We start from the raw sequence: 24,530 nt of genomic DNA, 5'->3' as shown, positions 1-24,530 counted from the left end.
GTATAGAAAAGAATAAATAAGCATTATTTTAATAAATTTTAATTTGAAATTTCCATCGACCATTTTTTTCGCTGCACAGCGATAAAGCGGTGCTGGACATGCCGAAATTGGAAGTGAACGCCCCAGAAACGATTTTCACCGGTAATGTCACCATCAATGGCAATCACTCCGTCAAGGGTAACAGAGAGTCGTCCAGTGGCACATTGCGCCATAATGGGCGTAATATCGGTGATACCCATCAGCACAGCGGCGTACAGACTGGCGAGGGTCACACAGGAGCGCCGTTATGATCACCTTTTCCGTGGATGCCAATAATGACCTGATGCTGGGCGATGATGGCAATTTGTCGCTATGCAAAAACGCCCAAGCGGTCAAAAATCTCTGTATTCACACGCCCGTGCCCTGCGCAGGGAAATGCTGCACAACGTGGATAAAGGGCTACCGTACTGGAAAACCGTTTTCGGGCGACAGACCGATATTCCGCTGTTTGAAGCGGCGTTTCGCGAGCGGATGCAGGAAGTCAATGGTGTTGAGGAAGTGGTGTCGTTTCAGGCGGAACTTCGGGATAACGAACTGCGTTATCTTGCGACGATCCGCTCCGTTTACGGGAGTTTTACGTTCAATGGCTGATTATCACTACATTACCCGACAGGGTGTGATTGTACCGGACACGGCAGATTTGCGTCAGGGGGTGGAAAAGGACTTTTACGCCGCCTTCGGGCAGGACATCGATCTGTCACCAGAAACCCCACAAGGGGCGCTAGTGACGATGGAAATTGAAAACCGAGATGCGATGGTACGTAACAATGCGGAACTGGCGAACCAGATTAATCCTGATATTGCGGGCGGTATTTTTTTGGATGCAACCTGGGCGTTGATGGGGGCAGTTGTTTTGCGGCGATTCGCTCGATGCTTAGCAATGTGGAATTCGGCGGTGTGCCTGATACCGTTATTCCAAAAGGGTCACAGGCGTCCGGTTTTAAACGCTCAGCACGTTGATTATTGGCAAAGACGGCAAAACCACTGGTGATATGCAGGCGATTGAACCGGGTCACGTGGAATGCAAAACCGAACACTTTGAACGGATCGTCAGTTCGGTGTTGGGTTAGGAAACGATGCGAAATCCTACTCATGCCGTGGTCGGGCGGGAAGTGTCACCGTTTGAAATTTCCGCCGCCATTAATCGCATTGAACCGCGATTATTTATCACTAAAGTCGAGTTATCGACGGATGGCCAGCACTGGCTAATGGGCACAATCCCCTTCAAACTGAACGAAGTCGCCCGACTGCATCGAGGCTCAGTACAAGTGGTGATCACATGAAAATACAACGATTGGATTTTCATTCTGATCTGTTACGCACCATCCTCTGGCAATACGAAAATGCCCCGAAGCTGAAGACACTGGCGCATCGTAAAACAGCTTATTTTGAACAAAGCAATGTTACCTTCTAGCAAAACTGGACTCGCGATGTGTTCAATATCGATACCGCTAACGATTTCGGGCTGGCGGTCTGGGCGCGCATTCTGGATGTTTCGCTGGGGATTGATGTTGCGCCCAGCGACAAAATCAAGATTGGCCTCGGCTTTGGAAAAAAACGCAATTTTAAAGGCAATTTCCGGCGAAACAGCGATTACACCCTGCACCTGACTACCGACCAGAAACGGCTGATTATTCGCATGCGTTACTTCAACTTGACGCAAAGCCCGACAGTCACGAATATTAACCACTTTTTACAACGTTTCTTCTGGCGTGACGACAGCAAAGTGTTTGTGCTCGATCCGCTCGACATGACCTTTATGTATTATGTCTTCAATTTCAAACCCGGCGAACAGTTACGGGTCTTACTCGAAAAATTCGATCTGATGCCACGCCCATCCGGAGTCGGCGTTAAATACCGCATCGTCACCAAAAAAGCCTTCGGTTTTGGCAGAAAACATACCAACTATTTACGCGGTAATTTTGGCACTTAAGTCAATGCGTCTGTGTTTCATTATGACCTGCTGCCAGAATAAATTTTGTTACTGCAAGACAGTCTGTTAAGTGCCATTCTCAGAGAACAAAAATGCAACAAGATGAATTAACCTCAACTTTGTTTAAGCATCACTATTTTCTTTACCGGCTGACGATCGTCAACATTTCCCGGTGTTAATTTAACGGATAAAATCTCACCGCAATCATCAATAATCAGATGGAGTTTAAAGCTATAGAACCACCCTGTGCTGGTTTTTCCTCGCTGCGCGACACCCTCAAAAACTTTATGACGAGAAATACGTAGGTTATGGCAAACCACGATTTTAGTGGAATCGATAAAGGCAATGCCGTGTGATTTTTGTTGGCGTGAAGAAAGGAAAGCGCATAACGGAATAAGGGCTCTTTTCTTCAATGTTATTATTCGATTGTAGCCCACTAGACTGGGGAAACCTGCTTTGAGGTATTGCTGCACATACTCAGTATAAAACGCGTTAAAATGACGATAATGGCTCATGTGAAATAAAATGAGGAGAGTCATTATTTCGCTGAGAGACAGGGAAGTGGCGCGATGACGCTTGAGCTGATTATTCTCAATGAGCTGTTGTTCCCAAAGGGGAATAAATTTTTGGCAAAAGTCATCGACGCAACAGAAAAGTTCTTCTAAAGTAGTCATAGCCTGAGGATCCCCACGATTTTGTTTTCTAAGCGAAAACTTTGATCGTGCCTCAGGCACTTAGTTCCCTTTTGCCTTTCCTTTCTTAAGCGAAGTTCAGATACCGTCTCCGTCATTAAGCTGCAAGTGGTATTTCTGCGTTAAATAATGTGCCTGATTTCATCACGCCATAGGCCAATCGTAAGAGTTTACGCATCACTGCACAAACACCGACTTTCCCCCCTTTATGGCGTGCTGTCAGCTGTTCCCACTGCTTTTTCACTACTTTATTGCAACTGATCGCTGCCAGTGCAGGCATATAAAGTGCTTTTCGCAGCTCGGCACTTCCCTGCTTCGAGAGATGAGCCCGCCCTTTTAGTTGTCCTGATTCATGTAATTTAGGATTAAGCCCAGCGTAAGCCACCACTTGCCCACTATGATGAAACCGTGAACCATCACCAATATAAGCCAGCAGTGTTGCGCTCAACCGTTCGCCAATACCGGGAATACTTTCCAGTAATCCCTTATTTTTCTTCAGCGAAGGCGAGTCATCAATGTGCTTTTTTATTTTCAATTCGGTGTCTTTGAGCTCTTGCTTTAGCAGGGTGATTATCTTTGCATGAGAATCACAAACAACTTCATCCGCCACGGAGAGGCGATTCTTTTCCGTCAAAAGCATTTCATTCAGCTTATTGCGATGGCGGACTAAAGCCAGTAATTGGCGTTCACAAAGCGGCGCGGGCTGCCATGCCGGTGGATGCTGACTGGCGCAATAACGTGCTATTAGTTTGGCGTCAATTTTATCGGTTTTATTGCGGAGTAATTCCGCTTTACCAAAGGCATGGATTTGTACCGGATTGACAACACTGATAAGAAGCCCCTTATCCGAAAGATAAAGTGCGAGCGGATCCCCATAAATCCCGGTTGCTTCCATGCAAAAATGGTAATTTGAGGCGGGTTTAAGCCAATTAATGAAGGCATCGAATCCCTTAAGGTCATTTGGAAAATGCTTCATTTTGTAATGCTTTTTGCTTGCCCAAACGGCGACATCAAATTTGTGTTTGGCGATATCAATACCGACTACGATGTTATCAGACATAAGGTTATCCTCTTTGTCAGAGACACAGGAGATATCGCCATGATTAGACTTATAAAATAGATGCTCGAGGCACAAGATACCGTTCAATCTTAAAGGCGATAAAGAAGAGGCTGTTGTGGTTTACTCTGAGTTACGAACTCCATTGAATGACCCATTTCAGGTTCAGGTTAATAATAACAAACTCACAACAGCATCCCTGATGATCAGTCAGGGGATTATCGCTCTGTAAAAGTGATAATCAAGATATAAGGTTAATTATACTGTTGCGTTGAACGGGTTATTACCAACAGGTAGGGCATGGACACGACAGCCAAAATCGATAATGAGTGCAGTTATTCGTGCTATAGCACGGAGTTACCATCGGAGTGATCAGGATGGTCATCTGCTGTTGGAGGGAGGTTTCCCTGCGACGGCGACCATTATGTTACCGGAATGGGAAAAATCGTTGGGATTGCCTGATGATTGTGCGATTGGAGAGATAGACAGTATTTCATTACGACAGAAATCAGTCGTATCTAAATTACTGAGAACAGGGGGCAGTCCAATGAATATTTTATCGGTCTGGCGGCTGAGCTGGGATTTAAAATAACGATCACCGAATTTAGGCAGGCGCGCGTGGGCATGTCCGCATGTGGGGCTGCGATTAATGGCGATGACTGGCCGTTTGTCTGGCGTATTAATGCGCCAACAACAATTAATTACGCCGTTGCAGGTGGGAGTTATTGCGGCGACCCATTGCGCTCGTGGGGAAATAAAAAGTTGGAATGCCAATTTCGAAAATTGAGTCCCTCTCACACAATCCTGCAATTTGGTTATAACCAGTAATCAATAATTAATTCAATTTATTAATCACCTTAACTGAGTGAGAATTTTCTATGCAAAAAATAGGTGACGTGACAAACACCGCTGACAGCAATGGTGAATTCACGAATGGGAATGTGGCCGCAGGTGTACCACCGACGTTGTTAGAGGCACCGTGGTTTAATAGCGTCCAGCGAGAAATCATTAATGCATTGGCAGCGGCTGGAATACAACCAAATAAAAATAACGATGCGCAATTATCCGAGGCGATTAGGAAATTAATTTCCAGTGGAGCGCTCGAAAAATTCCGTAACGGCGCAGATATTCCGAACCCAGCAGCGTTTGTGAAAAACCTCGGTTTAGTAGAAACAGTAACATTAGCAAAAAACTCTGTACCCAATAGCCGGAAAATTAATAGAAAACCTTTATCTGGTGATATTAATTTAAGTGCGAGGGATATAGGAAGATTCTTAACAAATTCTTCCTTATTGGAGATATCAGCTCCGTTCTGGTCTTTTGCCAAGCGAGTATTGGCATTGTCATTTGCTGCCTTCACTGCTCTAGAGGTTGCGGCAGTTATTTCACTGTCACTATCTGTCTCATTACTCAGCGTGACAAATCCCGGTTCTGTCTGGGTTGCGTATGGGTGATTACGACTCTGGGCGTGTTCTTCAATCGCTTCTTTGATTGAATTTTTGACATATTCCGGAGTTGGAACGACAACAAGGCCATCATCTTCTAAGACTTGTGTTTCAGGCTTTTTATCTTGAATACTCATGTTTATTCCCTCATTTAATCAACAATACATTGCTAAATAACATGAAGGCGGTGGGATACTACTCCGCCTGTGAACATCAATAAAATCAGTTCATCAATACTGGAGAGCACCTCTTGATTTAACTTCAATGGGTGAGATGCATGTTTTGATGGCAGGATGACATAAAATAACAGGTGTGGAATTAATCAAATTTATCAGGTGGCTGATGAAATTTAGTTCAGTAAAAGTGGAATTTTCTGTCTTTAATTCAGTACGTTTCCATTTCAAACGGAGGCGTGAAAGTTCCTTTAGTTTAAGAAATCCTCAATCTTACAGATTTAACTACAAAATTTTCGTAGTTTATATTTTCATCAATAGGGCAATCTCAGAAGGCAACCCTCTTTAAGAGGGGAGGTTAAAAACGGGTAACTGACCGCTGAATGCGTTGAAATTCAACAAATTATCAGTTCAATAAATGTGCAAAATGTGAGTTTGGAGGGATATGGGGATGGATGGGGGAAATTTGGTCGGTTATTGGGTGGGATTTGAGATGGAAGGGATAGAAAAATTGAACTGATGAACGTTCATCTAATCTTAAAATTCATAGGATAAAATGATGAGTAGGTGAGATAATTTTGGATACGAAGATAATCATATTTTGATTGTCTATGACCCAGAAAAGCTGTCTTTTTTGGGTGGGGTTTTACACCCATTTTACACCAAGCAGATTCCAGGCATAAAAAAACCAACCCTAACAGGTTGGTTTTTCTAGGGAAATTTGGTCGGCATGATAGGATTTGAACCTACGACCCCCGACACCCCATGAAGGCGATTATTTCACTCTCAAAGCCTTATGTAGCAAGGGATTAAGGTGTTTTCACTGGTTTTGCAAACAGTGCATAATCTGCAAAATTCGTGCTTTATACATCAATGAGTTAGACTCTATTTTACCATGCTAAATGGCTATCTCTCCGTGAGGAACTTCTACCCATTCAACATGGTTCTGAGTATAGACTTTTGTCGATTTTGCATCACTGTGTGCCATACGTGCTTGTGGGTCTAATCCATTAGTTTTAAACATGTGTGCAGCCAATGCCCGGATTTCGTGAAATGTCGGTCTTTCTGCAATCGGCAAGTGTGCAGCAACGCCCATTTTATCTCTCAATGCTGAAAATGCCCGGCTCAGATAATCTGGTGCAACTTGCGTAGGATGATGGACTTCTGAAACTAATCTTGTTCGGACGCTTGATTGGCAAGCGATGGACAACATACGGGCTGGCAATAGAATCCCGGCTATCATCAATAATCTGTTTTAATTTCTCTCCAATAGGAATAGCAACGTGAGACGCTTCTTTATCCTGAATTTTTTGCCTGTGAATATAAAGCATCCCATAAATGCCATTTTTCGGTTCTGGATACCACATACAACCACAAACACCTTCTTGCGGGGATTTGATGTTGTATCTGATACGCGAAACCTCTAATCTGGCCTGAGTGGTTTGTAGTGCCAGATCCATTGCTGTTCGTAACCACGGTTCTGCAGCGATACGTATCTTTTTAAAGTCTTCCAGTGATAATCGGCGGCGTATTTTCTTATCTGTCCGTTTACGTTTCTTGCGTTCTGCTGGATTATCAAACATTAGAGATTCATCAACGGCATAGCTAAAGAGTTTCTTTAAAAAGGAGACCTTTCTGTTTTGGACATTAGCAGATGCCTCTGCATGGTATTTATTGAGATATTCGTTAACATGCTCAAGAGATATTTCCATACACGGAATATCAGCAAAAAACGCTTTAACTCTTTCAATATTGTTATTCCAGTCAGCAAGAGTATTTGCTGCGGGGTTTTCATCCGAAATAATTCTGTCGAAGAGTTTATCAACATGATCAGAGAAAGGTAATGATTCACCAAATTTACCACCTGACTCCTTCAGCAAGGAAGAAATACAGACGAATTGTTCCGGTCTCATCACATTATTGTATTCTCTGGCAATAGCGATAGCGACTGCTTTGTCGCCACCAATAAACTTACGTTTTCCATTAACAAGAGTTAACCGATATTCATTTTTGGATTTATCAAAATAAAGATAGTCAGGTAGATGTCTGAATTCTTTTTTTCTTGGACGTCCGGCCATTTTATGAATCTTTTATTAACTTGTTTACTTGTGATGAAATAAGAGAATCAACGCCCCATCTTTCTGATGAATAAACCCATGCCGAACCATCAACAATTTTCCCTCTTAATTGACCTATTTCTATCCATCGTTTAATGGTTCGGTTATCAGGTATTGATCCTATTTCAAATTCTCTGTTACCCCATGCGCTGGCTTTCATTAATTTATCATGTGTAATAGTTCCGCGATTTGTTTTCATGGTCTTGGTCTTGCCTTATTATCGATACAATAATCTGGTCAGCAGTATCGCAAGCGCGAGCAATGTCGACCTGATTGCAGGGCGTGTTTTTGACACTGGCCGCTAATCGTCCCAGTTTGATATCGAAGTCAGTTAATAGTTGTTGTCCCGGTTGCCAAAGTTGCATGATGGTGCTCCGTTCGGTGGATGTACCATCATGCTAGTGATTACGTGGCTAAATTTCTGATTACGCTTAATCAGGTTTACGGGTGAGGGATGAATTGCCGTTCTCCGCCTTCTGATGGTTATCAACCTGCTCGATTTTTACTTCGGGCGGGAAGTCGTAGAAAATGGCACAGCGGCGGTCAGCAATAATCTGGCCACTTGTGCCATCGGGCAAAGTGATCGTGACAGGTTGGTAACGTTTATGTTGATGTTTAAGCATGGATCTTGCCTCTTGTTTTCTCTCTAATGGCCATCTTTATCCGTGCGAGCTGAACAGTGGTCGGTTTGTATTCAGCGGGGGCATTTGCATAGTATCGGTTAATGACTGCGTTCTCTTGTTGCGATATCAGCATCAGGTTTTCAATCGCACAATTTTGTTTATCGTCATCGATAAATTTAATCACGCCGCCTTTGGGGATCTGGCCATGATGTTGTTCCCAAACTACCCGATGTTTCAGTTTCCATTTGTTGGGTTCAGCCACTTTTATTTTGATATAACCGTCCTTGGTCACGGCTTCACTGCCAATAGCCAGAGAGTTATGGGGACGGTTATTTTTCTTAAATGATCCTGAATTTGAACCGGTTAACCCTTTTGCACCTTTGTTGGCCGGAGTGTGACCTTTCACAAAACAACCGCTGCGGCCTGTTTTTAATCCCAATCGCTTTCGCAGTGCATTAATGGCATCAGAGGAGCGGGTAGCATTAAATTGCCGGTTAAAGGCGACGGTGAGATTACCCAGCCGCAATAAATAATGTTGCCGCATCCAGGCTTCCATTTCAGGGGAATAGACAAAATTCGCCATTATTTCACCTCCAGATATTTGGGCGCGGACTGAATTTCGTTGTCACCCAACATCTTTTGCACTGTAAGTGCCAGTTTGCCGTTTTCCACAATTTGGTTGGCGACCGCCGAAACCGCCTTTGAACGGGCAATTTCGCTTTCGAGTTCTTCACCTTTCAGCGCTTCATCAGAAAGGCGTTCTAACTGTGCAAACAGATGATTATGCAGATCTTCCAGATTATTTTTCATACTGCCACTCTCAATGTAATTGACCGTGACGGTGGACGGAATTCAGTTGGCCTACCAAGGCCGTTTTCAGTTGTTCCAGGGCGGCCTTTTCCATGGGGGCAAAATCTTCGGTTCTGTCCGCCGACCAGGTTACTTCGCACTGCCCGATTTCTTCGTTATAAAAGATACTGACTTCAAGTCTTGCTGCCATTATGTGCTCCTCAATGCCCGAATCATCGGGCATAAATTGATGGTTAACGAACCTGCAAACTTCTTTCCCCGATTTCGAGATGTGCGCCCGGTACGGTTTCACCGCGTTCGATAGCCGCCTTAATCGCTTTCTTGTCCGGTGCGGTGATGGTCTGCACATCCACTAATTCATCGGGCAATAACATCTCATTATCGATAATGACTCTGGCGATACCCTGACGCGCACTGAAGGTATTTTTCGTGGTTCTCAGACTGTTCAGTTCGGCTTTGAGCAAGCAATCCAGCACATATTTCTTGAGGTGTTTGACCTGACTTTCAAAGGATTTTTTGCGCTCAGTGAGTCGCCTGGCCTCATCGTCCAGCGTTCGGGTCTGCCCTTCAAGATTGCGGACATGGATCATGATGGTATCCAGTTTGTCACCTAACTCACCCTCAAGACCTTCAAGGGTATCGGCGATGGCTTCCGGTGAAAATTCACCGGCTGCTATCAATTTTTGCAACTGATCATAGTCGGTGGCTAATGCAATCGCAGTGGTCATGAGTTTGCCTCTTCCAGTTTAGATAAACAGTCTTTTTCGATTTCAGTTAAACGGCGTAAGCGGCCTGATAGATAGCGTTCATACTCTTTGTCACCAAGTGACTTCGCGTTCTTGAGATGCACGTCGATTTCACGGGTCAGCGTGGATGCAATGCCCCTCAGCTCATTTTTAGTGATCGCCGTTTTCATGGTCTCGGTGTTACGTGCAAACTTCTCGTCCAGTTCCTTACGCAGACGGGTGAGATCTTCGGCTTTGTCACTGGCGGCCTTGATACCAAATTCAATCTTGTTTTCAGCCTGGTATTCTGGGTTATCGTACATACCCATAAAGACATCGGCACTGAATCCCAGCATGGATAAGGCTTTTTTAATGGCATCTGTCAGGCTCTTTTTAATCACTTCGCCATCTGTTTTGATGCCATTTTTAGTCTTATAGCGGTAAGGTGTTGCACCGTAACTTTCGATCTCACCACGGGTGCCGTCCCCAAGCGGATACCACAATAAGATCTTGATAGAGTGGTTTTGTTCATATATTAAAGTGCCATCTCCATCACGCAGTAAACGAAAACCCGTTTGCTTGTTATTGGCGTCATAAACAGGTTCAGTCATTGGAGCACCGTCCAGCATCTTGTCTTCCAGAACCTGATATCCCCAACTACCACCTGCTGGGCCAAATTGCTCAGTTGCTCGCATCAGCATATAGTTACTATTGATACTGGTGCCGGTATAGCCTACGCCTTCCAATGGTTTGGTAAAGCGGGGATCGGTACGTTGAACCGCTTTCCAGATGCGAAGGTTGGCCTGTTGTTCATTACCCTGCGCCTTAATGGTTTCTTCCAACAGATCAGCACGGTGCTGGAAATTATCATTACTGGCGTTCTGTCCACTGACTGACGGTAATGGGGTGATTTCATCATTTGCCGCCGTTTTTGGTGCGGTATTCTTAGTTTTCGGTACGGTTTTCTCTATTTCTGGTTCGTTTTCATTAGTTTCTGGCGCTATTTCTTCGGTTTGCGGTACGGTTTCCTTTTTGGCGGGTTTGGTCTTTCTGGTTTTACGGGGTTTAGTTTCGCTTTTTTCCGCTTTCACTTCGGGTACTGTCTGGGTTTCAACTTCATCGGCCGTGATGTTTTCTGCTGAGGTTTCTGGTATTGATGCAGGTTCGTTAGGCTTATCCTGTAATTCAGCGATGCTAGTGTCACTTAAGACATGGTTTAAAAATGCTTTCATCGCGTTAGCATCGTCCAAAAATTCAGGATGCTGTTTACCTTCGCGCACGACCTTGAAAATCGTTTCGCGTGGGATAGACAAAGCATCGGTTCTGATACGAAATGCCGTAGACCAACGACGCCATACCTCATCGTTATCGGCCATCAGCTTTTTCGCGGCACTCATTTCCCTTGAGCGGATCTCCCAGCAATAAAAATCCCCATCCACTAATGCCAGCGCAATTTCTAAATCCAGAGTGGTATAAGTGTGGGTAAACCCACGCTCATGAATTTCAGGGTTTTGGGCAGATTTGGGGCTTCTGGCCTGCCATGTTGTGCCATTGAATTCATATTCAGCAGCAAACTTCTCATCAAATTTACCCACGGGTGGGCGAGGAGAACCGACCCGGTCTTCACAAATAATCGGGGTATCGGTGTTAAATTTATCCATATTCTCCGGGTACTCATCACCCAGATGAACGATGGCTAATGCTTTAGCCATTTTGATGGAGTTGGCTTCAAGGGCGATGGCTAAAGATACCGCACCGTCCTGTTGAGCCTCTTGGATCGGCTCAAATACACAAACATAAGTTGTCATGGGTCTTGCCTCTTGTTAATTGCCTGTTTTAGCCAGTCTGATGGCTCTTCGAATGCCGGCTTTGGGCAGTCGGAAAGTAGAATAAAGATCCTTGACGGGATTGGCGTAAACCATCCCCGTAGTCGGGTAATATTCCACCCGTCGCTTTCCGCCAAGAATGGAGATATGTGTTACCCCTTTCACGAAATCACTGTTATTTTCGTGCTCAACAGCAGCTAAGCCTGCATCCAGAATCATTTCAATCACGTCATTGATGTCTTGCATACTTCACCCAGGTTTAATAAGGAAGCTCCATATCGGAAGCGGAAACAGGTTTACCTTCAATGCATAAGAGCGACTGGATGTGGTCTTCAATCCGGTTCACTTCTACCTGCGCATGGGACAGTACTTTTTCTTTTTCAGCCTTAAGTGCGTCGATCTGCGCCTGGATGAGATCAGGCTTATTAACTGACGGGAGCGTGATTTCCACGTCATGCTGAGAAACTAATGCCCCCCAAAAGGTAGTGTTCACAGGTTCATTGGTGAACGTGGTGAACTCAATCTGTCGGTCAAAACCTTCTTTGGCATACACATAGAGGGTAATTTTGAGAGTCTTGGGTTGTGCTTTCATAGCAACTCCTATATATTGTCGTGGATCGATGAGTTATCATTGGTCTTGCCTCTTTGAGCGGATTGGTCTCCGCTCTAAGAAACCCGGTAGCTTTGGTCGGCGACCCGGGGTAAAAGAACCCACTTCGGTGGGTTTTTTTACGTCTGTAATAAGTTGCCCGTCTTTCCGGGCTGTCAGGTTATTGATTGCCTCTTACGTATCATCATGTAGATGACGATGGTCTCCGAACTAAAAGGTGCTGGTTACGCTATCCAGCGTCGCTTTACCCTGGTCAAGGCTGACGACCGGTTTAGTTGCCTCTTTGGTGCATCACGCTAATGGTGATTGGTCTCTTTCTGACTGTATCCCCTGGTGTTGAGATAAAAGTCAGTTGTCATCGAGTGGTAATCATGGCAGGTCGCGATGAGTGCTGCGGTTCTCCTCCTCCATGACAACTGAAACTGCAAATTTGGTCTTGAACACTTAACCTAAACGGCTGCTGTGCCGTATTGTTTGAGCAAATCATCTACCTCTTCATATGCCGGTAGCGGCTACTTCGTGGGCGTCCTGCCTGTTTGCTGTTGATGGTTTGAATTAAACAATAAGTTGATGATTGTGTCAACATAATTATCAACTAAAAGTTTATGTGTCGGTTTTTTAGGTTTTCTAATAGGAAAAATTTAAAGCGGTTATTTGCTAAAAAGGCAGGCAACAAGGCCACTAATTAGGAGGCCTTGTTAATACGAGAATATTTTGTGGAACGATTAATAATTTTGGTGAGGTGATGATATCAACTATCTGAAAGGCAATTTTTTAGGAAAGTAAAAAATATTATTAAATACAATAAATTATGCTTTTTTATTTTGCCTTTTATGTAATAATTCATCTAGTAAGGTATCATAATACCGTTTTTTCTCTTCAAGAGTTTTTAGGAGTTGATCGGCTTCACTATCAGGTAACTCATTAAAGAGTTCTAATAGAATTTTTTCTCGTGGAGAAAGTGGTCGATCTGGTGTGTCATTTGGTCCGTCTACATCGCTATCCCCTAATATCCAATCTACTGAAACCCCAGCGTGTTGAGCTAATTTTTGAGCTGAACGTTTACCTATATCACCTCTGTTGAACCAATTATTAACCGCTTGTGGGCTAACACCAGCGATACGGGCCATATCTGCTTTAGATATACCCTGTTGATCCATAAGTTCGTTAAGTCTCGCCAGTACGGCAGCATTGTTTTTTAAATTGTCTTTCATCTTGACATTATAAACATAATGTTTATATATATAAATAAACAAACAGTTGACAATTGGTATCAACTAATTGTTTAATAAATGCACGTAAGCAGATTAGGAGAAAAATAGTGACTGCATTAAAACGTGCAATTGAAATTGCTGGTTCAGCGAAAGCTTTAGCTGAAAAGCTAAATGTTTCTCAAATGACTATTAGTTACTGGATACATCGTTCACATGGGATTGTTCCTCCACAAAGAGTTATACCCATTTATAAAGTAACTGGAGTAACACCACATGAGTTACGTCCAGATTTATACCCTAATCCTAAAGATGGATTACTTGAAGTGTAGCTGATAACAAAGATCAAAAACTGATTTTCAATAATCAACATTGCGACAGGAGACGCAAACCGTGGAGCAAGATATCAATACGCTCAGAGCCGAAGTTGAGGCTTGGGCCATGGAGAGAGGTCAGGAGCATGTAGCCATTGAAGTCAGTCGTATGTATTTCCTGCTGTATCGCGGTGGTTCTCAATCCCGGTTACACCGGATTGAAGACGCATTAGGGAATGCGGACTGGAAAGCCATCAATAATAACCGCCAACAGATCTTCCGGTGGTTACGCAGTGATACGACTGCGGCACAATGTAAGATCACGGAACTGTTGCCAGCGATAGAAGCAGCATTGCCGGTAGAGCGACGAGCGAGGTTGACTAATGAAGATAATTTGAATTATCTTGCATCAATTGCGATCAAAGAATTTGCTGCGGCAATGAGTGAAACGCTTTTAGGAGGCCGTGACATGTCACGACAAATAATGAATGCGATAACAGCATTAAATGCAATACCGCGTCTGACCAACGTTTAAAACATAAGAGGCAAGACCAATGATAATCGATACGATTACCTATCGTGACGGCTTTCGTCTGAACGGTAACCCCGCCACACGTGAAGAAATTTTACCCATCTATGAAAGCCGTAAGGAAGCGGCTCTCGCGATGCGAGTCAATGATGAAAAAAATAAATCAACACTGAGCACTGACAATCTGTCATCTGATGAAGATCAGAAGGCATGCTGTGCTATCGCTAAAAAATGAGGAGGCTGAGATGAGTATATTGGAAAAAATTAATCAGCTTTCATTTGAAAATCCTATTCATCGTTTGATATTGCTGAAAATTCTCAATAGCGGAAATATGGACGGTATTGGAGAAAGGATCATTTCTCATGAAGACATGGCACATTTTTGTTGTTGTCATTCCATGGTTATTTTTAGAGAAACTAAAAACCTTGAAAATCATGGTATTATAAAGGTAAGAAAAATATTTACCATCACTGATGGAAAAGTAAAAACAGAGCCTTTTCGTGCCTATGAATTACAGGAATTAGTGTAATGGATAAGCAGAACATTACTCCTGTAGTGAGTGAAATAGGTAAAATAAATATCACTGGTAACGTTATTCCGGCTGTTTGGTGGCAATTTATAAAATTCCCATCAGGAAAACCGGATAGCACAGCAATTATTTTGTTGTCTGAAATTGTGTATTGGTATCGACCAACCGAAATCAGAGATGAACTCACTGGTGAGCTTAAGGGATTTAGAAAGCGTTTTCATAGCGATAAATTACAGCGTTCTTATCAATCATTTTCGGATCAATTCGGTTTTACAAAGCGAGAAGTTACGGATGCACTAAAACGCCTTCGCGATCATGGATTCATTACACTGGAACTCAGAAAGATTAATACTGCTAATGGAATTGTTAACAATGTATTATTCATCGAACCGGTGGTGGATACACTAATAAATATAACCAACCCTAATGATTTGGGTGATTATCAAACAAAAGATGAGCCTGTTTCTTCCCCCCCTGTTACGTTGAAACGTAATAGGGGTTACGTTGAAACGGAAGAGGGGTTACGTCAAGACGTAATAGCCCCTACGTTGAAACGTAAGACAAATACAGAGATTACTACAGAGATTACTACAGAGACTAACTCTCTCTGTCAGGTTCCCACGGAACCCGACCACAACCCAGTTCAACAAGTCTTGGTTTATTTCAATCAGGTGACCGGTTCTAACTACCGTGATGGCAAAACCACGATGGGGTATATCCGTGCCCGACTGGGCGATGGTTATACGGTGGACGACCTGAAGCTCATCACTGACTACCTGACGACCAAATGGCGGGATGATGGCAAGATGCGGGATTACTTACGCCCGAAGACCCTGTTTGGCCCGGAGAACTGTACGGAGTATTTCGATAAAGCATGCAAGTGGGACAAAGCGGGGCGTCCTGCCTGTGTCAATGGCCGCTGGCTGAAAGCCGGAGAAACCGCCATCACCATCGATACTGTGGAGCGCGATGCCACGTTCCGACAACTGTTTTCAACCGGCTGGACACCGACGAACCGTATTCAGGAACTGGCAGCGCAACTTGCGCGTAAAGCGGGTTTAGGACGGATGAGTGAGGTACCGGCCTTGGCTGCCTGGCGTGGGATCTGGAAACAGGCCGCGGAACAGGTGGCGAAAGAGCCGTATTCTGACCAGTAACTAAAACACTTTCTGACCAAAAGCGGATAAACAAAAACGAGGCAAGACCCCATGAACAACGAAAACGATGTCAACAAGCTGATCCTTGATCGGCGTGATATTACGGATGATGGCTGCGACCACTCAGCCAATATTATCGATAATCTGAATCAGGCTGCACGGGCACGCAGTCGTCAGCCCTTCCAACCCAAACCGGAGTTACATCAGGTTTCCCAGCCTGTAATGATATCTGAACCCAGTATCAGTATCGGTAAGCGTATCCACTATGGTCAGGCTATTGTCAGGGGAATTTATGAGTTATCCCGGCTTGGCAGAACGCCGGAAAGTATTGCTGTTTTGCTGAGAATGCCCCTCGATGCTGTCCAGCGTACTTTGGTATGCGATACGCCGAAGAAAAAGCGGATCTACAAACAGGTCATGGCTGCACCGAGAACGACTGAAAAAGTGATCATTAAACGTCTTTCGGCAGAGTCTAAGGAGCAGCCATGAGCAGGCAGTCTGATTATTTGCCTGCGGAATTACCCCATAACCGGGGATTATGGCCCCCAGAATATGGTGAGTTGGAACATCTGGATTTAAGGGTCAGTCGGTTAATCAAACAGCTCAAACTGAGGAAGATAAATCGGACCATCATTTTTAGGGAAATTGAACGAATTTCCAACGAATACCAAGCATTTTTTAAAACCCGCCTGAATTACTGGCGTGATGTAATGAAACTCTAAACAAAGGAATAACGTGATGTTAAATGTGATAAACGAAAAGAATCAGCCTGTTATCGCAGGCGTTGAAATTACCACCGATGCAGAAGGATGCTTCAATTTGAATGCGTTGCATAGGGCAAGTGGTGGCGATGCTCATAAAAAACCCAGCCAATGGCTGCGCCGTAATGAAACACAAGCTCTTATCACTGAACTTGAGTCTAACTCATTGAAAAATATCCAGAGTGTAAATTTACACCCTGCTCATAAATCAATCAATATTGTTAACGGTGGTAATAATCGAGGCACTTTCGCCCACGAACTCCTAGCCATTGAGTATGCTGGCTGGATTTCTCCAAAATTCCGTCTGCAGGTTAACCAGACTTTTATCGACTACCGTTCTGGCAAGTTGACAACACCACAACCAGCACTACCCAACGCCAAGCAATTGGCCATGATGGTATTGCAAGCTGAGGAAGAAAAAGAGCGGTTATCATTAGCAGTGAATCAGTTAGAACACCAGATCTTCGAAGATGCGCCGAAGGTTGAATTTCATAACCAAGTCTCTGCGTCACATGGTGCGCTCAGTATCGCTCAGGCGGCTAAGGTTTTAGGTACAGGCAGAACCCGGTTGTTCGCGTTCCTGCGACAAATCGGCTGGATCACTCGCCGCAATGAACCGTATCAGGAAAAAATACAAGCAGGCTTGATGGATGTGAAATTAGGTCGTTGGGAACACCCGGAACGCGGCATTCAGGAATGTATCACGTCACTGGTGACGGGCAAGGGATTAATTAAATTACAAAAACTTTGGACATTGAGAAATCAGACTCACTGAGAGAGGCAAGACCAATGAAAACATCAAACAACTTTTTGCATTACCTAAAAGACGAAGTGATCGGTTACTGGGAAATTCTGACCGATGAAGAATTCTGGCTCCATATGCTCGCCTTGTTCCTGCTGCTGACCTTTCCGGTTTCACTGCCGGTGATGGCGTTGATCCGGTTTGTTTACGACTGGCTGGGAGAATAACGATGGATAAGCAATTAAACACGGAAAGCAAGGTATACACGGCGGAAATCGAGCTGACAGGGTTTATTCTCTATGGTAACGCTGATTTTCGGGCAAGTGGGCGCATTTACCATGATGTTAATCAACGCTGGTCTGATGGCGCTGAAATCATTACGTCACCTGTTCAGAATATTCGTTCCTTTAATTCTGATGGATTTATCCGAACCCACAATTCGGTTTACAAGCTCAGGACACCCAACCATGGCTAAATCCCCCGGAGAACGTAAAGCCGCCCAACGTCAACGCCAGCAGGAGGCTGGCGTGACCAAAGTAGAGTTGCTGGTGGATACCCAAGAATTGGAGATGCTTAAACGCAATTGTGTATTGCGTAGGCCGGGCAGGGAGCCTTATGAGATCAATGAATATCTCACCATGCTAATTCGAATGGATGACCGTTCATTAAAAAAGCAAATGGCTGAGTTACAGCAACAATGTTGTGAAAAGTGCGGTGAATCGTTACCAGTAACGAAATGCTGCTTTTCAGGTGAGGCAGCGTGTTGGAATACTTTAGGCTGGCATACGCTGAAATTGGTGTTATAAATTAAGTTGACGAAAAATAAAATGTCCGAACTTTTTAGGTTGACAGATTTCAAAAAATGCGAAAATATACGCGAACGCATTTCACTATGAAGGTTTTAATATGGACAATAGAAACTTGATGCCTTGCTGGGAAGTACAACCAGAATTAGACGAAAAGTCGGTTATGTGTTTGCTTAAATCTATTGCAGGGGTCTTAACGGATGTACCTAAACATGAGCATCACTTAGATAGTAATTGGTCTACTGGTGTTCGTGCTTACGATTGGGTTAGAAATCACTTGAGCTTTGCTGAAGAAGAAGGAACTATACCCGGGCTAAAAATGGTATCTAAGAAATTGGATTTCGTTTTGGCCATTAATGAGGTTCCTATACAGTTTTCTAAAGACTGTATCAGTGCACCTAAAAAGACACATCGCTTAGTAAGGAATCATGCTGAGTTTCAGCAGATGACATTATTTGGTGATAGCGAGCCAGAAATTGACGTAATTTGGCGTATTATTGCAGAACCTTATTATATTGAAGATACTGATGATTTCCCACAATGGGATATCGCACTTATCGGTATAAATAAATATGGTTCTATCATAAGTGAAATTAGATATCACGAAACGGTATCTGTGCCATTAACTGATGATTCAAATTTACGCCCTGAAGCTGCTACCATCGAAGAAACTCCACTAAGACGTCGTAATGCAACCGATGAAACTGTGAAAAAAGATGGAACTGTTTGATTTTAAATCAGGCTACAGAGGGGATAAGTTGAGACTTGCTAGGATGGCAAGGGGGTTGTCGTGTGAAGATTTAGCGACAGCCTTAGGAAAAAGTAAGCAATATATTAGTAAATTAGAAAAAGGATTTAAACCGTCAGAATCTTTAATTGATGAGTTAGCGGGATATCTCGATATTCTCCCTGACTTTCTTTTTACAGAGCGTAGTTATCCTATAGAAGATGAGCTATGCCACTTTAGGAGCAAAAAATCCAGAACAAAAACACTCACTAATTGCATATTAGCGAGAGCTGAAATTTTAAGCTCACTTATTTCAGTATTAGAGACAGAAATAGAATATCCAGAACTGAATATTCCTGATGTATCAGACAGACCGCTTAACACGTTAGATGATATAGAAAGAATTGCTGAAAATTGTCGTCGTTATTGGGGCTTAGGCTTAGGCCCTATATCATCTATGGTGAAGTTTGTTGAAAATTTGGGCGTTATTATTGCGCATGTTTCTGATGTTGATGATAGAGTTGATGCTTTTACGGTAAATAGCAAACGCCCAATTATTATCCGTAATGATGCCAAGCCAAGCATTTGCCGTTTTCGCTCAGATATTGGGCATGAGCTGGGTCATATAATATTACATGATGGTATTGTGACAGGTGATAATCTCACTGAAAGCCAAGCAGATCAATTTTCAAGTGCTTTTCTGGTTCCAAGAGTTTCATTTATGAAAGAGTTTCCAAAAATGAGAGGGAGATATCTCGATTGGAATGCGCTTATAGAGTTCAAATTACGTTGGAAAATTAGCCTTAAAATGATTATTTATCGCGCGTCTACTTTAGGTTTGTTGACAAAAGAACAAGCTAGAAGCGGTTATATTCATCTTAATACAAAAGGTCACACAAAGACTGAACCAGGAGATGATGTAATTCCAGTAGAAGAGCCTTCTTTATTAAAAAGAAGCATCGAGTTATTAGACGATCTCTCTTGGCACAATATATTGATGAAAACAGGAGTCACAAAGGAACTAGTGAGGGAGCTGTTTTCTGTTAACAAACCAATTAGTAATAAAACATCTTTTATTCAATTGGTTAATTGATATAAAATATTCACATCGGCCTGAACATCCGAACCTAAACTTACGCTGCTGTGCCATTACCTTAAGGGAACCAGAATGGCACAGCATAGTTTTATCAAAATTTCCGACGACATCCTACGGCCTGCTACTCCAGCGGCCAGAGAATACCTGCATTCGAAAATCAAATGCGGCGATGTGCTGTATGCTGATTTTAAGAAAGCCCGCAACCCCCGTTTCCACCGCAAATACTTTGCCCTGCTGAATCTCGGTTTTGAATACTGGGAACCTACCGGTGGCACGATCTCCCCCGAAGAAAAAGCGATTGTGCGAGGCTACGTACAATTTCTGGCTCACTTCGCTGGCAGTGAAGATGCCTTACAATCTGCCGCTGATGAATACCTTGCTGGTTTATCCAAAAATCGTGCTCACAATATTACGGCCACTAAATCCTTTGATGCTTTCAGACGCTGGGTGACGGTGGAATCCGGTCACTATGATACCTATGAAATGCCGGATGGCAGCCTGTACCGCGAACCTCGTTCCGTCAGCTTCGCCAAAATGGATGAGCTGGAATTTCAGGCACTCTATCAATCCACACTGAACGTGCTGTGGAACTTCATCTTGTATCGCAACTTTCCGACGAGAGACGCTGCTGAAAATGCGGCGGCTCAGTTGTTTGATTTTGCGTAAAGGAGAGGCAAGACCAATGAGCAACAGTGAAAAACAATGGCTGTCAGGTGTCGCCTCACTCGGCTGTATTGCCTGCCGAAATCTGGGACTGGGTGCATCACCTGCGGAAATTCATCATGTACGAACCGGGCAGGGAATGGCACAACGTGCCGAGCATTTCTCCGTTCTGCCGTTATGTCCTCGCCATCATCGGGCGTGTTACCCAACCGGATTTTATGCTGCACCGAAAACATGGCAGGCGTTCCACGGGACAGAAATTGAGTTATTAGAACAGGTTAAAACGGAAGTGAAAGAGGTACAGTTATGTCGGGTGTAAAGGTTTCAGTTAATATAAAAATAAGGGGCGCAAAATGATTTATCCGGCAACATGTGGAAAAGGTGAAGAACATTTGAGGCTGCGTACCCTTGAAAGTGTATGGATACGAGGGCAGTTAAGTGTATGGGGAAATTGGTCTGCTATTCGTAACGTACCGCAGGCAGCAGGTATTTTTTCCCGATTATTGGCTGAGCCGGTGATAAGTAAAAAAGCCTTGCGCATGGCGATGAAAAGAATGAAACAGGCCGGTCTGACAGAAGAAGAACTGCTGCGGATTTTTGGCCGGATGAAAGACAAAAAATCGGTCAGTAGCTTATGGTTCTGTACGGATGCGGAAGGACTAAGAATAGATGCGGTGATCGCCAGAGTCATGGAGGATGATCCCGGTTTACTGAATGTCCTTAAAGAACATTATGTGTATAAAAAATCTTATTATTGCATTGCCTCTGAAATGCATGAACGTCATCCTGAAACTTCGTTGTCAACCTGTCGCCGTCGGGTTGAAAACTGGTTAAGGGTGGCGGAATTTATGTTATATCGGCCTGTATGTGATGAATTAACAAAATCCGCCGTAAACCCTCGACAGGGCGGGGAGCAGTCACAAAGACAAGAGGTTATGTCGATTAAAAAAGTTTGACTTTTTGAGCAATCGGGTTAATATTTTCATATAGGCTTCGCGATGTTTTATCCACAAGAAGCGAAAGACTGGAATTCAAGAAAAACCCGCTCAGTGCGGGTTTTTTTGTTGTATATAGAAAACCCCCAGCTAGGCTGGGGGTTCCGTAGAGCTTACAGCTCTAAGTCGGCTATAAAAACCCCTTTTGATTTGTTAAAACACCTTGCGGTCTGGTAACTGCAAAAGTGAATGAAAAAATCGAAAGGGGATCCCACAATGAGGGATGAAAAGAGCTTAGCGCATACCCGATGGAACTGTAAATACCACATAGTCTTTGCCCCAAAATACCGAAGGCAGGTGTTCTACGGAGAAAAACGGAGAGCGATAGGCAGCATATTAAGAAAATTCTGTGAATGGAAAAACGTGAACATATTGGAGGCAGAATGTTGTGCGGATCACATCCACATGCTTCTGGAAATTCCGCCCAAGATGAGTTTCTTTAAACGGTAAAACAGTGTCGAGCTTTATGGGGTATCTGAAGGGGAAAAGTAGCCTGATGCTTTATGAGCAATTTGGTGATCTCAAATTCAAATATCGCAATCGTGAGTTTTGGTGTCGGGGGTATTACGTTGATACAGTGGGAAAAAATGCAGTAAGGATACAGGAATACATAAGGCATCAACTGGAGACGGATAAATTGGGAGAACAATTATCAATCCCGTATCCCGGTAGCCCGTTTACGGGCCGTAAGTAATCAATAGAATGCAAATGTCAGATCGCCATGCGCCTGTTAGGGCGCGGCTGGTAAGAAAGCCTTATAGGCGCATATGAAAAACCCCCGGCTATGCCGGGGGATACTTATTACATATGCTCAGTCATGGCAACCAAAACTTAGTAAAAATCGGCCTGATTTACCGTCAATCACGAAATCATCCCAGCCACAGGCATACCAAACCGGTGGAGTAATATCCATTTTGTAAATGGATGCTGTAGTGATAAGAGGATTCAGCAAATTTAGAAGCCCATCAATGGTATCGCTAGCCGTTTCCTCAGGAAGGTGTTTGAAAAAATCTGCTTCAAAGAACCAGTTACGAATTGCACGTATAAGTTCGTCTTTTCCTGCGACCTCAAGCTCAGGATTCCAATGTTCCGCGGGGTATTTATCACTGATAGAAAGAAAATACGCATACAGGGAATCAATTAACTGAGGTTTGTTCGGCAATGGCATGAAGTGGTAATCTGAACTTCTATCACAAGCCATGTTTAAAATGCCAAAGGCCTCCAAATAGCCGTTTATTTTCTCGATAATGAGTTCTGGTTTCATTTCAACCTTAGGTATTAAATGTAAGCGTTCAAATTAAGTCAGCCATCAGAATATCAAGGCCATACGTGTTGTATAGCTTTTTTATTCCCAAAATAAACATAAGACTTGCTGTTGTCATGGGTCAGAGTTACATGTGTGTTCATGCCGACTAATTGACCAAAAGGTTAAATTTATCATGCTAAAACATGAAGATATGACAACAACAGCCGCCTGTGTTTTAGATGCCCTTCCCCATGATATTTGGGTGACTGTTTCTGATGTTTACAAATTAACGGGGCTGCCTGAACCCCGCTGCCAATTATTATTAACGCAATTTCGCCTGGATTTAATCAGGCTGAAGCTCATGACGAGCCGCTTCAGCAATAAAATGACTGCGATCCCGGTATCGTGTCGGATCTTGTTTTACTCTGGTATCGATGCGTTTTATCAGGGTATCAGGCAAAGCGACATTAATACGTTGTTGTTTGCCTTCAAATTCAGATAAATCAATATCAATCACAAACCAGCTATCAAAATCCGCATATTCAGGATTAGCGGCGTAAACCAGATGCCCGGCATCGTGGAGTTGATCAACAGTGAAATTTCCGCTGTAAATCATTTCCTCAATGGTGAGTAAAATGGCTTCACGCGCCATCGCAGGAATGTCTTTTTGATTATCAGCAGCAGAAAAACATGCGCAGTCATGAGTAGAAAATGCCGGGACAACCATCCCGTATGCCGTATTTTCATCTTTGGGTGTTTCAACACCGACTGAGAAAAACATAATTACCTCCAAGAGGGCGGGGATTAGATCCCCGCCGATTTTTTAATGGATTTAACAGTACCTAGTGGTAAATCTTTTTTCGGATGCGGAACAGGAAAGGTTTTCCCTGTTATCGGAGACCACCATATTTGATGGCTGGTCCCTTTGTGCCGCCGCAATTCACACCCTGCTGCTGTTAGCTCCTTTATCAGGTCAGTTGATTTCATATTTCCTCCTAACCTGAAAACAACTATACACACATATACACACTAATCAACATTTATTAATCAATAGGGGCGAACCTATTTTCACCCCACGGACGCCCATTATCTCAATGGGGTGGAATATGAAGATGAAAGAAAATCCTGATTTATGGGCTGACATGTTAAATGGCCTAAAAAACTCGTGGCCGCAAATATCCGGCTCAGTGTTGGCAATAGCCATTTGTTACGGCCGACTGATTTACGACGGCGTGGAACGGAAGAACCGCTGGGTAGAAGCGTTGCTCTGTGGTGCCTTGTCATGGAGTGTATCCAGTGGTCTGGAGATGTTTGGCATTCCTATCAATTTTGCACCGGCTATCGGGGGCGCCGTTGGTTTTATCGGCGTTGAGAAAATACGCGAGTTTGCTGTCCGTGCGATTAACAAACGGTTGGGGGATAAATGATGCCCAGAGGCATTGGCAATAACAATCCGGGCAATATTCGTCACGGTGATAAATGGCGAGGGTTACGTGATATCCAGACCGATAAATCATTCTGCCAATTTGTTTCGCCGGAATATGGCATACGGGCGATGCTCAAAATCCTGCGCAATTATGTGAAACTCTACGGTGATAATACTATCCGCCAGTTTATTACCCGCTGGGCACCACCGAGTGAGAATGATACCGAGAGTTACATCACCTATGTGAGTAGAACAGTGGGCATCGATAGTCGTGCAG

Annotated in this window: 35 protein-coding genes and 8 pseudogenes; 26 read left to right on the top strand and 17 right to left on the bottom strand. The window is 43.7% G+C overall.

Annotation, left to right across the window (positions count from 1 at the left end; translation table 11 throughout):
• Positions 1 to 68: 68 nt before the first annotated feature.
• From AAC853_RS17000 to AAC853_RS16980, 5 genes and pseudogenes are all read left to right on the top strand, one after another.
• A pseudogene (locus AAC853_RS17000) lies at positions 69 to 290 on the top strand (Gp138 family membrane-puncturing spike protein); the annotation flags it as partial.
• Between the two features lie 61 nt (positions 291 to 351).
• A complete protein-coding gene (locus tag AAC853_RS16995; RefSeq protein ID WP_340615244.1) occupies positions 352 to 630 on the top strand; it encodes a hypothetical protein in 279 nt (92 codons plus the stop codon).
• The gene (locus AAC853_RS16990; protein ID WP_340615243.1) at positions 623 to 1,030 is read left to right on the top strand and encodes a hypothetical protein; all 408 of its coding nucleotides are present in this window, start codon (positions 623 to 625) and stop codon (positions 1,028 to 1,030) included. Before AAC853_RS16995 ends, AAC853_RS16990 begins: the two co-directional genes overlap by 8 nt.
• Positions 1,031 to 1,115: 85 nt before the next feature.
• The gene (locus tag AAC853_RS16985) at positions 1,116 to 1,322 is read left to right on the top strand and encodes a hypothetical protein (protein WP_340615242.1); all 207 of its coding nucleotides are present in this window, start codon (positions 1,116 to 1,118) and stop codon (positions 1,320 to 1,322) included.
• Positions 1,319 to 1,972: pseudogene (locus AAC853_RS16980) on the top strand (DUF2612 domain-containing protein). Before AAC853_RS16985 ends, AAC853_RS16980 begins: the two are co-directional and overlap by 4 nt.
• 131 nt (positions 1,973 to 2,103) lie before the next feature.
• Here AAC853_RS16980 and AAC853_RS16975 read toward each other — a convergent pair.
• Both AAC853_RS16975 and AAC853_RS16970 read right to left on the bottom strand, forming a co-directional pair.
• A pseudogene (locus tag AAC853_RS16975) lies at positions 2,104 to 2,646 on the bottom strand (IS982 family transposase); the annotation flags it as partial.
• Between the two features lie 115 nt (positions 2,647 to 2,761).
• Complete coding sequence (locus AAC853_RS16970) at positions 2,762 to 3,724, bottom strand: IS110 family RNA-guided transposase (protein WP_340614230.1); 963 nt, start codon at positions 3,722 to 3,724, stop codon at positions 2,762 to 2,764.
• Positions 3,725 to 4,046: 322 nt separating this feature from the next.
• Here AAC853_RS16970 and AAC853_RS16965 point away from each other — a divergent pair.
• Both AAC853_RS16965 and AAC853_RS17935 read left to right on the top strand, forming a co-directional pair.
• Positions 4,047 to 4,549: pseudogene (locus AAC853_RS16965) on the top strand (YmfQ family protein).
• Positions 4,550 to 4,599: 50 nt separating this feature from the next.
• A pseudogene (locus AAC853_RS17935) lies at positions 4,600 to 4,729 on the top strand (pyocin knob domain-containing protein); the annotation flags it as partial.
• Positions 4,730 to 5,093: 364 nt separating this feature from the next.
• On the opposite strand, the pseudogene AAC853_RS17930 reads toward AAC853_RS17935, so the two are convergent.
• The 12 genes and pseudogenes from AAC853_RS17930 to AAC853_RS16905 form a co-directional block, all read right to left on the bottom strand.
• Positions 5,094 to 5,303 (bottom strand): annotated as a pseudogene (locus AAC853_RS17930) (tail fiber protein); the annotation flags it as partial.
• 934 nt (positions 5,304 to 6,237) lie between these two features.
• Positions 6,238 to 7,417 (bottom strand): annotated as a pseudogene (locus AAC853_RS16955) (tyrosine-type recombinase/integrase).
• 1 nt (position 7,418) lies between these two features.
• On the bottom strand, positions 7,419 to 7,655 hold the full coding sequence (locus AAC853_RS16950) for a hypothetical protein (RefSeq protein ID WP_340615239.1): 237 nt from the start codon (positions 7,653 to 7,655) through the stop codon (positions 7,419 to 7,421).
• Between the two features lie 232 nt (positions 7,656 to 7,887).
• A complete protein-coding gene (locus tag AAC853_RS16945; protein WP_340615238.1) occupies positions 7,888 to 8,079 on the bottom strand; it encodes a hypothetical protein in 192 nt (63 codons plus the stop codon).
• Positions 8,072 to 8,662: an HNH endonuclease signature motif containing protein gene (locus tag AAC853_RS16940; protein WP_340615237.1), complete on the bottom strand. Its 591-nt coding sequence runs from the start codon at positions 8,660 to 8,662 to the stop codon at positions 8,072 to 8,074. Before AAC853_RS16940 ends, AAC853_RS16945 begins: the two co-directional genes overlap by 8 nt.
• Entirely contained in the window at positions 8,662 to 8,889 is a 228-nt protein-coding gene (locus tag AAC853_RS16935) for a hypothetical protein (RefSeq protein ID WP_273571043.1), read from the bottom strand. The genes AAC853_RS16940 and AAC853_RS16935 overlap by 1 nt, the downstream gene beginning before the upstream one ends.
• Positions 8,890 to 8,899: 10 nt before the next feature.
• Positions 8,900 to 9,079 carry a hypothetical protein gene (locus AAC853_RS16930; protein ID WP_273571042.1) on the bottom strand — a complete coding sequence of 60 codons (180 nt, stop codon included), beginning with the start codon at positions 9,077 to 9,079 and terminating at the stop codon, positions 8,900 to 8,902.
• 43 nt (positions 9,080 to 9,122) lie between these two features.
• The gene (locus tag AAC853_RS16925) at positions 9,123 to 9,617 is read right to left on the bottom strand and encodes a siphovirus Gp157 family protein (protein ID WP_340615236.1); all 495 of its coding nucleotides are present in this window, start codon (positions 9,615 to 9,617) and stop codon (positions 9,123 to 9,125) included.
• A complete protein-coding gene (locus AAC853_RS16920) occupies positions 9,614 to 11,422 on the bottom strand; it encodes a hypothetical protein (protein WP_340615235.1) in 1,809 nt (602 codons plus the stop codon). The genes AAC853_RS16925 and AAC853_RS16920 overlap by 4 nt, the downstream gene beginning before the upstream one ends.
• Positions 11,423 to 11,437: 15 nt before the next feature.
• Positions 11,438 to 11,686 carry a hypothetical protein gene (locus AAC853_RS16915; protein ID WP_340615234.1) on the bottom strand — a complete coding sequence of 83 codons (249 nt, stop codon included), beginning with the start codon at positions 11,684 to 11,686 and terminating at the stop codon, positions 11,438 to 11,440.
• Positions 11,687 to 11,699: 13 nt separating this feature from the next.
• On the bottom strand, positions 11,700 to 12,032 hold the full coding sequence (locus tag AAC853_RS16910) for a hypothetical protein (RefSeq protein ID WP_340615180.1): 333 nt from the start codon (positions 12,030 to 12,032) through the stop codon (positions 11,700 to 11,702).
• Positions 12,033 to 12,859: 827 nt separating this feature from the next.
• A complete protein-coding gene (locus tag AAC853_RS16905) occupies positions 12,860 to 13,264 on the bottom strand; it encodes a helix-turn-helix domain-containing protein (RefSeq protein WP_340615233.1) in 405 nt (134 codons plus the stop codon).
• A 107-nt stretch (positions 13,265 to 13,371) separates the two neighbouring features.
• Here AAC853_RS16905 and AAC853_RS16900 point away from each other — a divergent pair, with 107 nt between their 5' ends.
• From AAC853_RS16900 to tnpA, 17 genes and pseudogenes are all read left to right on the top strand, one after another.
• Complete coding sequence (locus AAC853_RS16900) at positions 13,372 to 13,593, top strand: transcriptional regulator (protein WP_338885359.1); 222 nt, start codon at positions 13,372 to 13,374, stop codon at positions 13,591 to 13,593.
• A 61-nt stretch (positions 13,594 to 13,654) separates the two neighbouring features.
• A complete protein-coding gene (locus tag AAC853_RS16895) occupies positions 13,655 to 14,110 on the top strand; it encodes a toxin YdaT family protein (RefSeq protein WP_340615232.1) in 456 nt (151 codons plus the stop codon).
• A 19-nt stretch (positions 14,111 to 14,129) separates the two neighbouring features.
• Entirely contained in the window at positions 14,130 to 14,339 is a 210-nt protein-coding gene (locus AAC853_RS16890) for a hypothetical protein (RefSeq protein ID WP_338885290.1), read from the top strand.
• A gap of 10 nt (positions 14,340 to 14,349) precedes the next feature.
• The gene (locus AAC853_RS16885) at positions 14,350 to 14,634 is read left to right on the top strand and encodes a hypothetical protein (RefSeq protein ID WP_074018647.1); all 285 of its coding nucleotides are present in this window, start codon (positions 14,350 to 14,352) and stop codon (positions 14,632 to 14,634) included.
• A complete protein-coding gene (locus AAC853_RS16880) occupies positions 14,634 to 15,791 on the top strand; it encodes a conserved phage C-terminal domain-containing protein (RefSeq protein WP_340615231.1) in 1,158 nt (385 codons plus the stop codon). The genes AAC853_RS16885 and AAC853_RS16880 overlap by 1 nt, the downstream gene beginning before the upstream one ends.
• 51 nt (positions 15,792 to 15,842) lie before the next feature.
• Positions 15,843 to 16,280, top strand: a complete 438-nt coding sequence (locus tag AAC853_RS16875) for a hypothetical protein (protein ID WP_340615230.1) — start codon at positions 15,843 to 15,845, stop codon at positions 16,278 to 16,280.
• On the top strand, positions 16,277 to 16,513 hold the full coding sequence (locus AAC853_RS16870; protein ID WP_340615229.1) for a hypothetical protein: 237 nt from the start codon (positions 16,277 to 16,279) through the stop codon (positions 16,511 to 16,513). The genes AAC853_RS16875 and AAC853_RS16870 overlap by 4 nt, the downstream gene beginning before the upstream one ends.
• A 16-nt stretch (positions 16,514 to 16,529) precedes the next feature.
• Positions 16,530 to 17,327, top strand: coding sequence for a phage antirepressor KilAC domain-containing protein (locus tag AAC853_RS16865; RefSeq protein ID WP_340615228.1), 798 nt, complete (start codon positions 16,530 to 16,532; stop codon positions 17,325 to 17,327).
• A gap of 14 nt (positions 17,328 to 17,341) precedes the next feature.
• Positions 17,342 to 17,521, top strand: coding sequence for a hypothetical protein (locus AAC853_RS16860; protein ID WP_273571030.1), 180 nt, complete (start codon positions 17,342 to 17,344; stop codon positions 17,519 to 17,521).
• Positions 17,522 to 17,523: 2 nt separating this feature from the next.
• Positions 17,524 to 17,769, top strand: a complete 246-nt coding sequence (locus AAC853_RS16855; RefSeq protein WP_340615227.1) for a hypothetical protein — start codon at positions 17,524 to 17,526, stop codon at positions 17,767 to 17,769.
• Entirely contained in the window at positions 17,762 to 18,100 is a 339-nt protein-coding gene (locus AAC853_RS16850) for a hypothetical protein (protein WP_340615226.1), read from the top strand. The genes AAC853_RS16855 and AAC853_RS16850 overlap by 8 nt, the downstream gene beginning before the upstream one ends.
• Positions 18,101 to 18,200: 100 nt before the next feature.
• On the top strand, positions 18,201 to 18,830 hold the full coding sequence (locus tag AAC853_RS16845; RefSeq protein ID WP_340615225.1) for a hypothetical protein: 630 nt from the start codon (positions 18,201 to 18,203) through the stop codon (positions 18,828 to 18,830).
• Positions 18,817 to 19,920: a helix-turn-helix domain-containing protein gene (locus AAC853_RS16840; protein ID WP_340615224.1), complete on the top strand. Its 1,104-nt coding sequence runs from the start codon at positions 18,817 to 18,819 to the stop codon at positions 19,918 to 19,920. Before AAC853_RS16845 ends, AAC853_RS16840 begins: the two co-directional genes overlap by 14 nt.
• A 75-nt stretch (positions 19,921 to 19,995) precedes the next feature.
• Positions 19,996 to 20,589 carry a DUF1367 family protein gene (locus AAC853_RS16835; protein WP_340615223.1) on the top strand — a complete coding sequence of 198 codons (594 nt, stop codon included), beginning with the start codon at positions 19,996 to 19,998 and terminating at the stop codon, positions 20,587 to 20,589.
• A gap of 16 nt (positions 20,590 to 20,605) precedes the next feature.
• Positions 20,606 to 20,905, top strand: a complete 300-nt coding sequence (locus AAC853_RS16830; RefSeq protein ID WP_340615222.1) for a Ref family recombination enhancement nuclease — start codon at positions 20,606 to 20,608, stop codon at positions 20,903 to 20,905.
• A 34-nt stretch (positions 20,906 to 20,939) separates the two neighbouring features.
• Positions 20,940 to 21,542: a DUF1133 family protein gene (locus AAC853_RS16825; protein ID WP_340615221.1), complete on the top strand. Its 603-nt coding sequence runs from the start codon at positions 20,940 to 20,942 to the stop codon at positions 21,540 to 21,542.
• A gap of 255 nt (positions 21,543 to 21,797) precedes the next feature.
• Positions 21,798 to 22,275 (top strand): annotated as a pseudogene (gene tnpA / locus AAC853_RS16820) (IS200/IS605 family transposase).
• A 117-nt stretch (positions 22,276 to 22,392) separates the two neighbouring features.
• Here the strand turns inward: tnpA and AAC853_RS16815 are convergent.
• The 3 genes from AAC853_RS16815 to AAC853_RS16805 form a co-directional block, all read right to left on the bottom strand.
• Positions 22,393 to 22,782 (bottom strand): hypothetical protein, encoded by a 390-nt coding sequence (locus AAC853_RS16815; protein ID WP_340615220.1) that lies wholly within the window; start codon positions 22,780 to 22,782, stop codon positions 22,393 to 22,395.
• 388 nt (positions 22,783 to 23,170) lie between these two features.
• Complete coding sequence (locus AAC853_RS16810; protein ID WP_340615219.1) at positions 23,171 to 23,608, bottom strand: type II toxin-antitoxin system HicB family antitoxin; 438 nt, start codon at positions 23,606 to 23,608, stop codon at positions 23,171 to 23,173.
• A 23-nt stretch (positions 23,609 to 23,631) separates the two neighbouring features.
• Positions 23,632 to 23,814, bottom strand: coding sequence for a type II toxin-antitoxin system HicA family toxin (locus tag AAC853_RS16805; protein ID WP_099126171.1), 183 nt, complete (start codon positions 23,812 to 23,814; stop codon positions 23,632 to 23,634).
• 119 nt (positions 23,815 to 23,933) lie between these two features.
• On the opposite strand from AAC853_RS16805, the gene AAC853_RS16800 reads away from it, so the two are divergent.
• On the top strand, positions 23,934 to 24,254 hold the full coding sequence (locus tag AAC853_RS16800; protein WP_422824237.1) for a phage holin, lambda family: 321 nt from the start codon (positions 23,934 to 23,936) through the stop codon (positions 24,252 to 24,254).
• Positions 24,254 to 24,530: structural protein (locus AAC853_RS16795; RefSeq protein ID WP_340615218.1), on the top strand; the 277-nt coding region annotated here is incomplete at its 3' end. The genes AAC853_RS16800 and AAC853_RS16795, both read left to right, overlap by 1 nt.

The organism is Xenorhabdus thailandensis (assembly GCF_037996785.1).
Taxonomy (GTDB): domain Bacteria; phylum Pseudomonadota; class Gammaproteobacteria; order Enterobacterales; family Enterobacteriaceae; genus Xenorhabdus; species Xenorhabdus griffiniae.
This window is presented reverse-complemented; position numbering and strand designations above follow the sequence as displayed.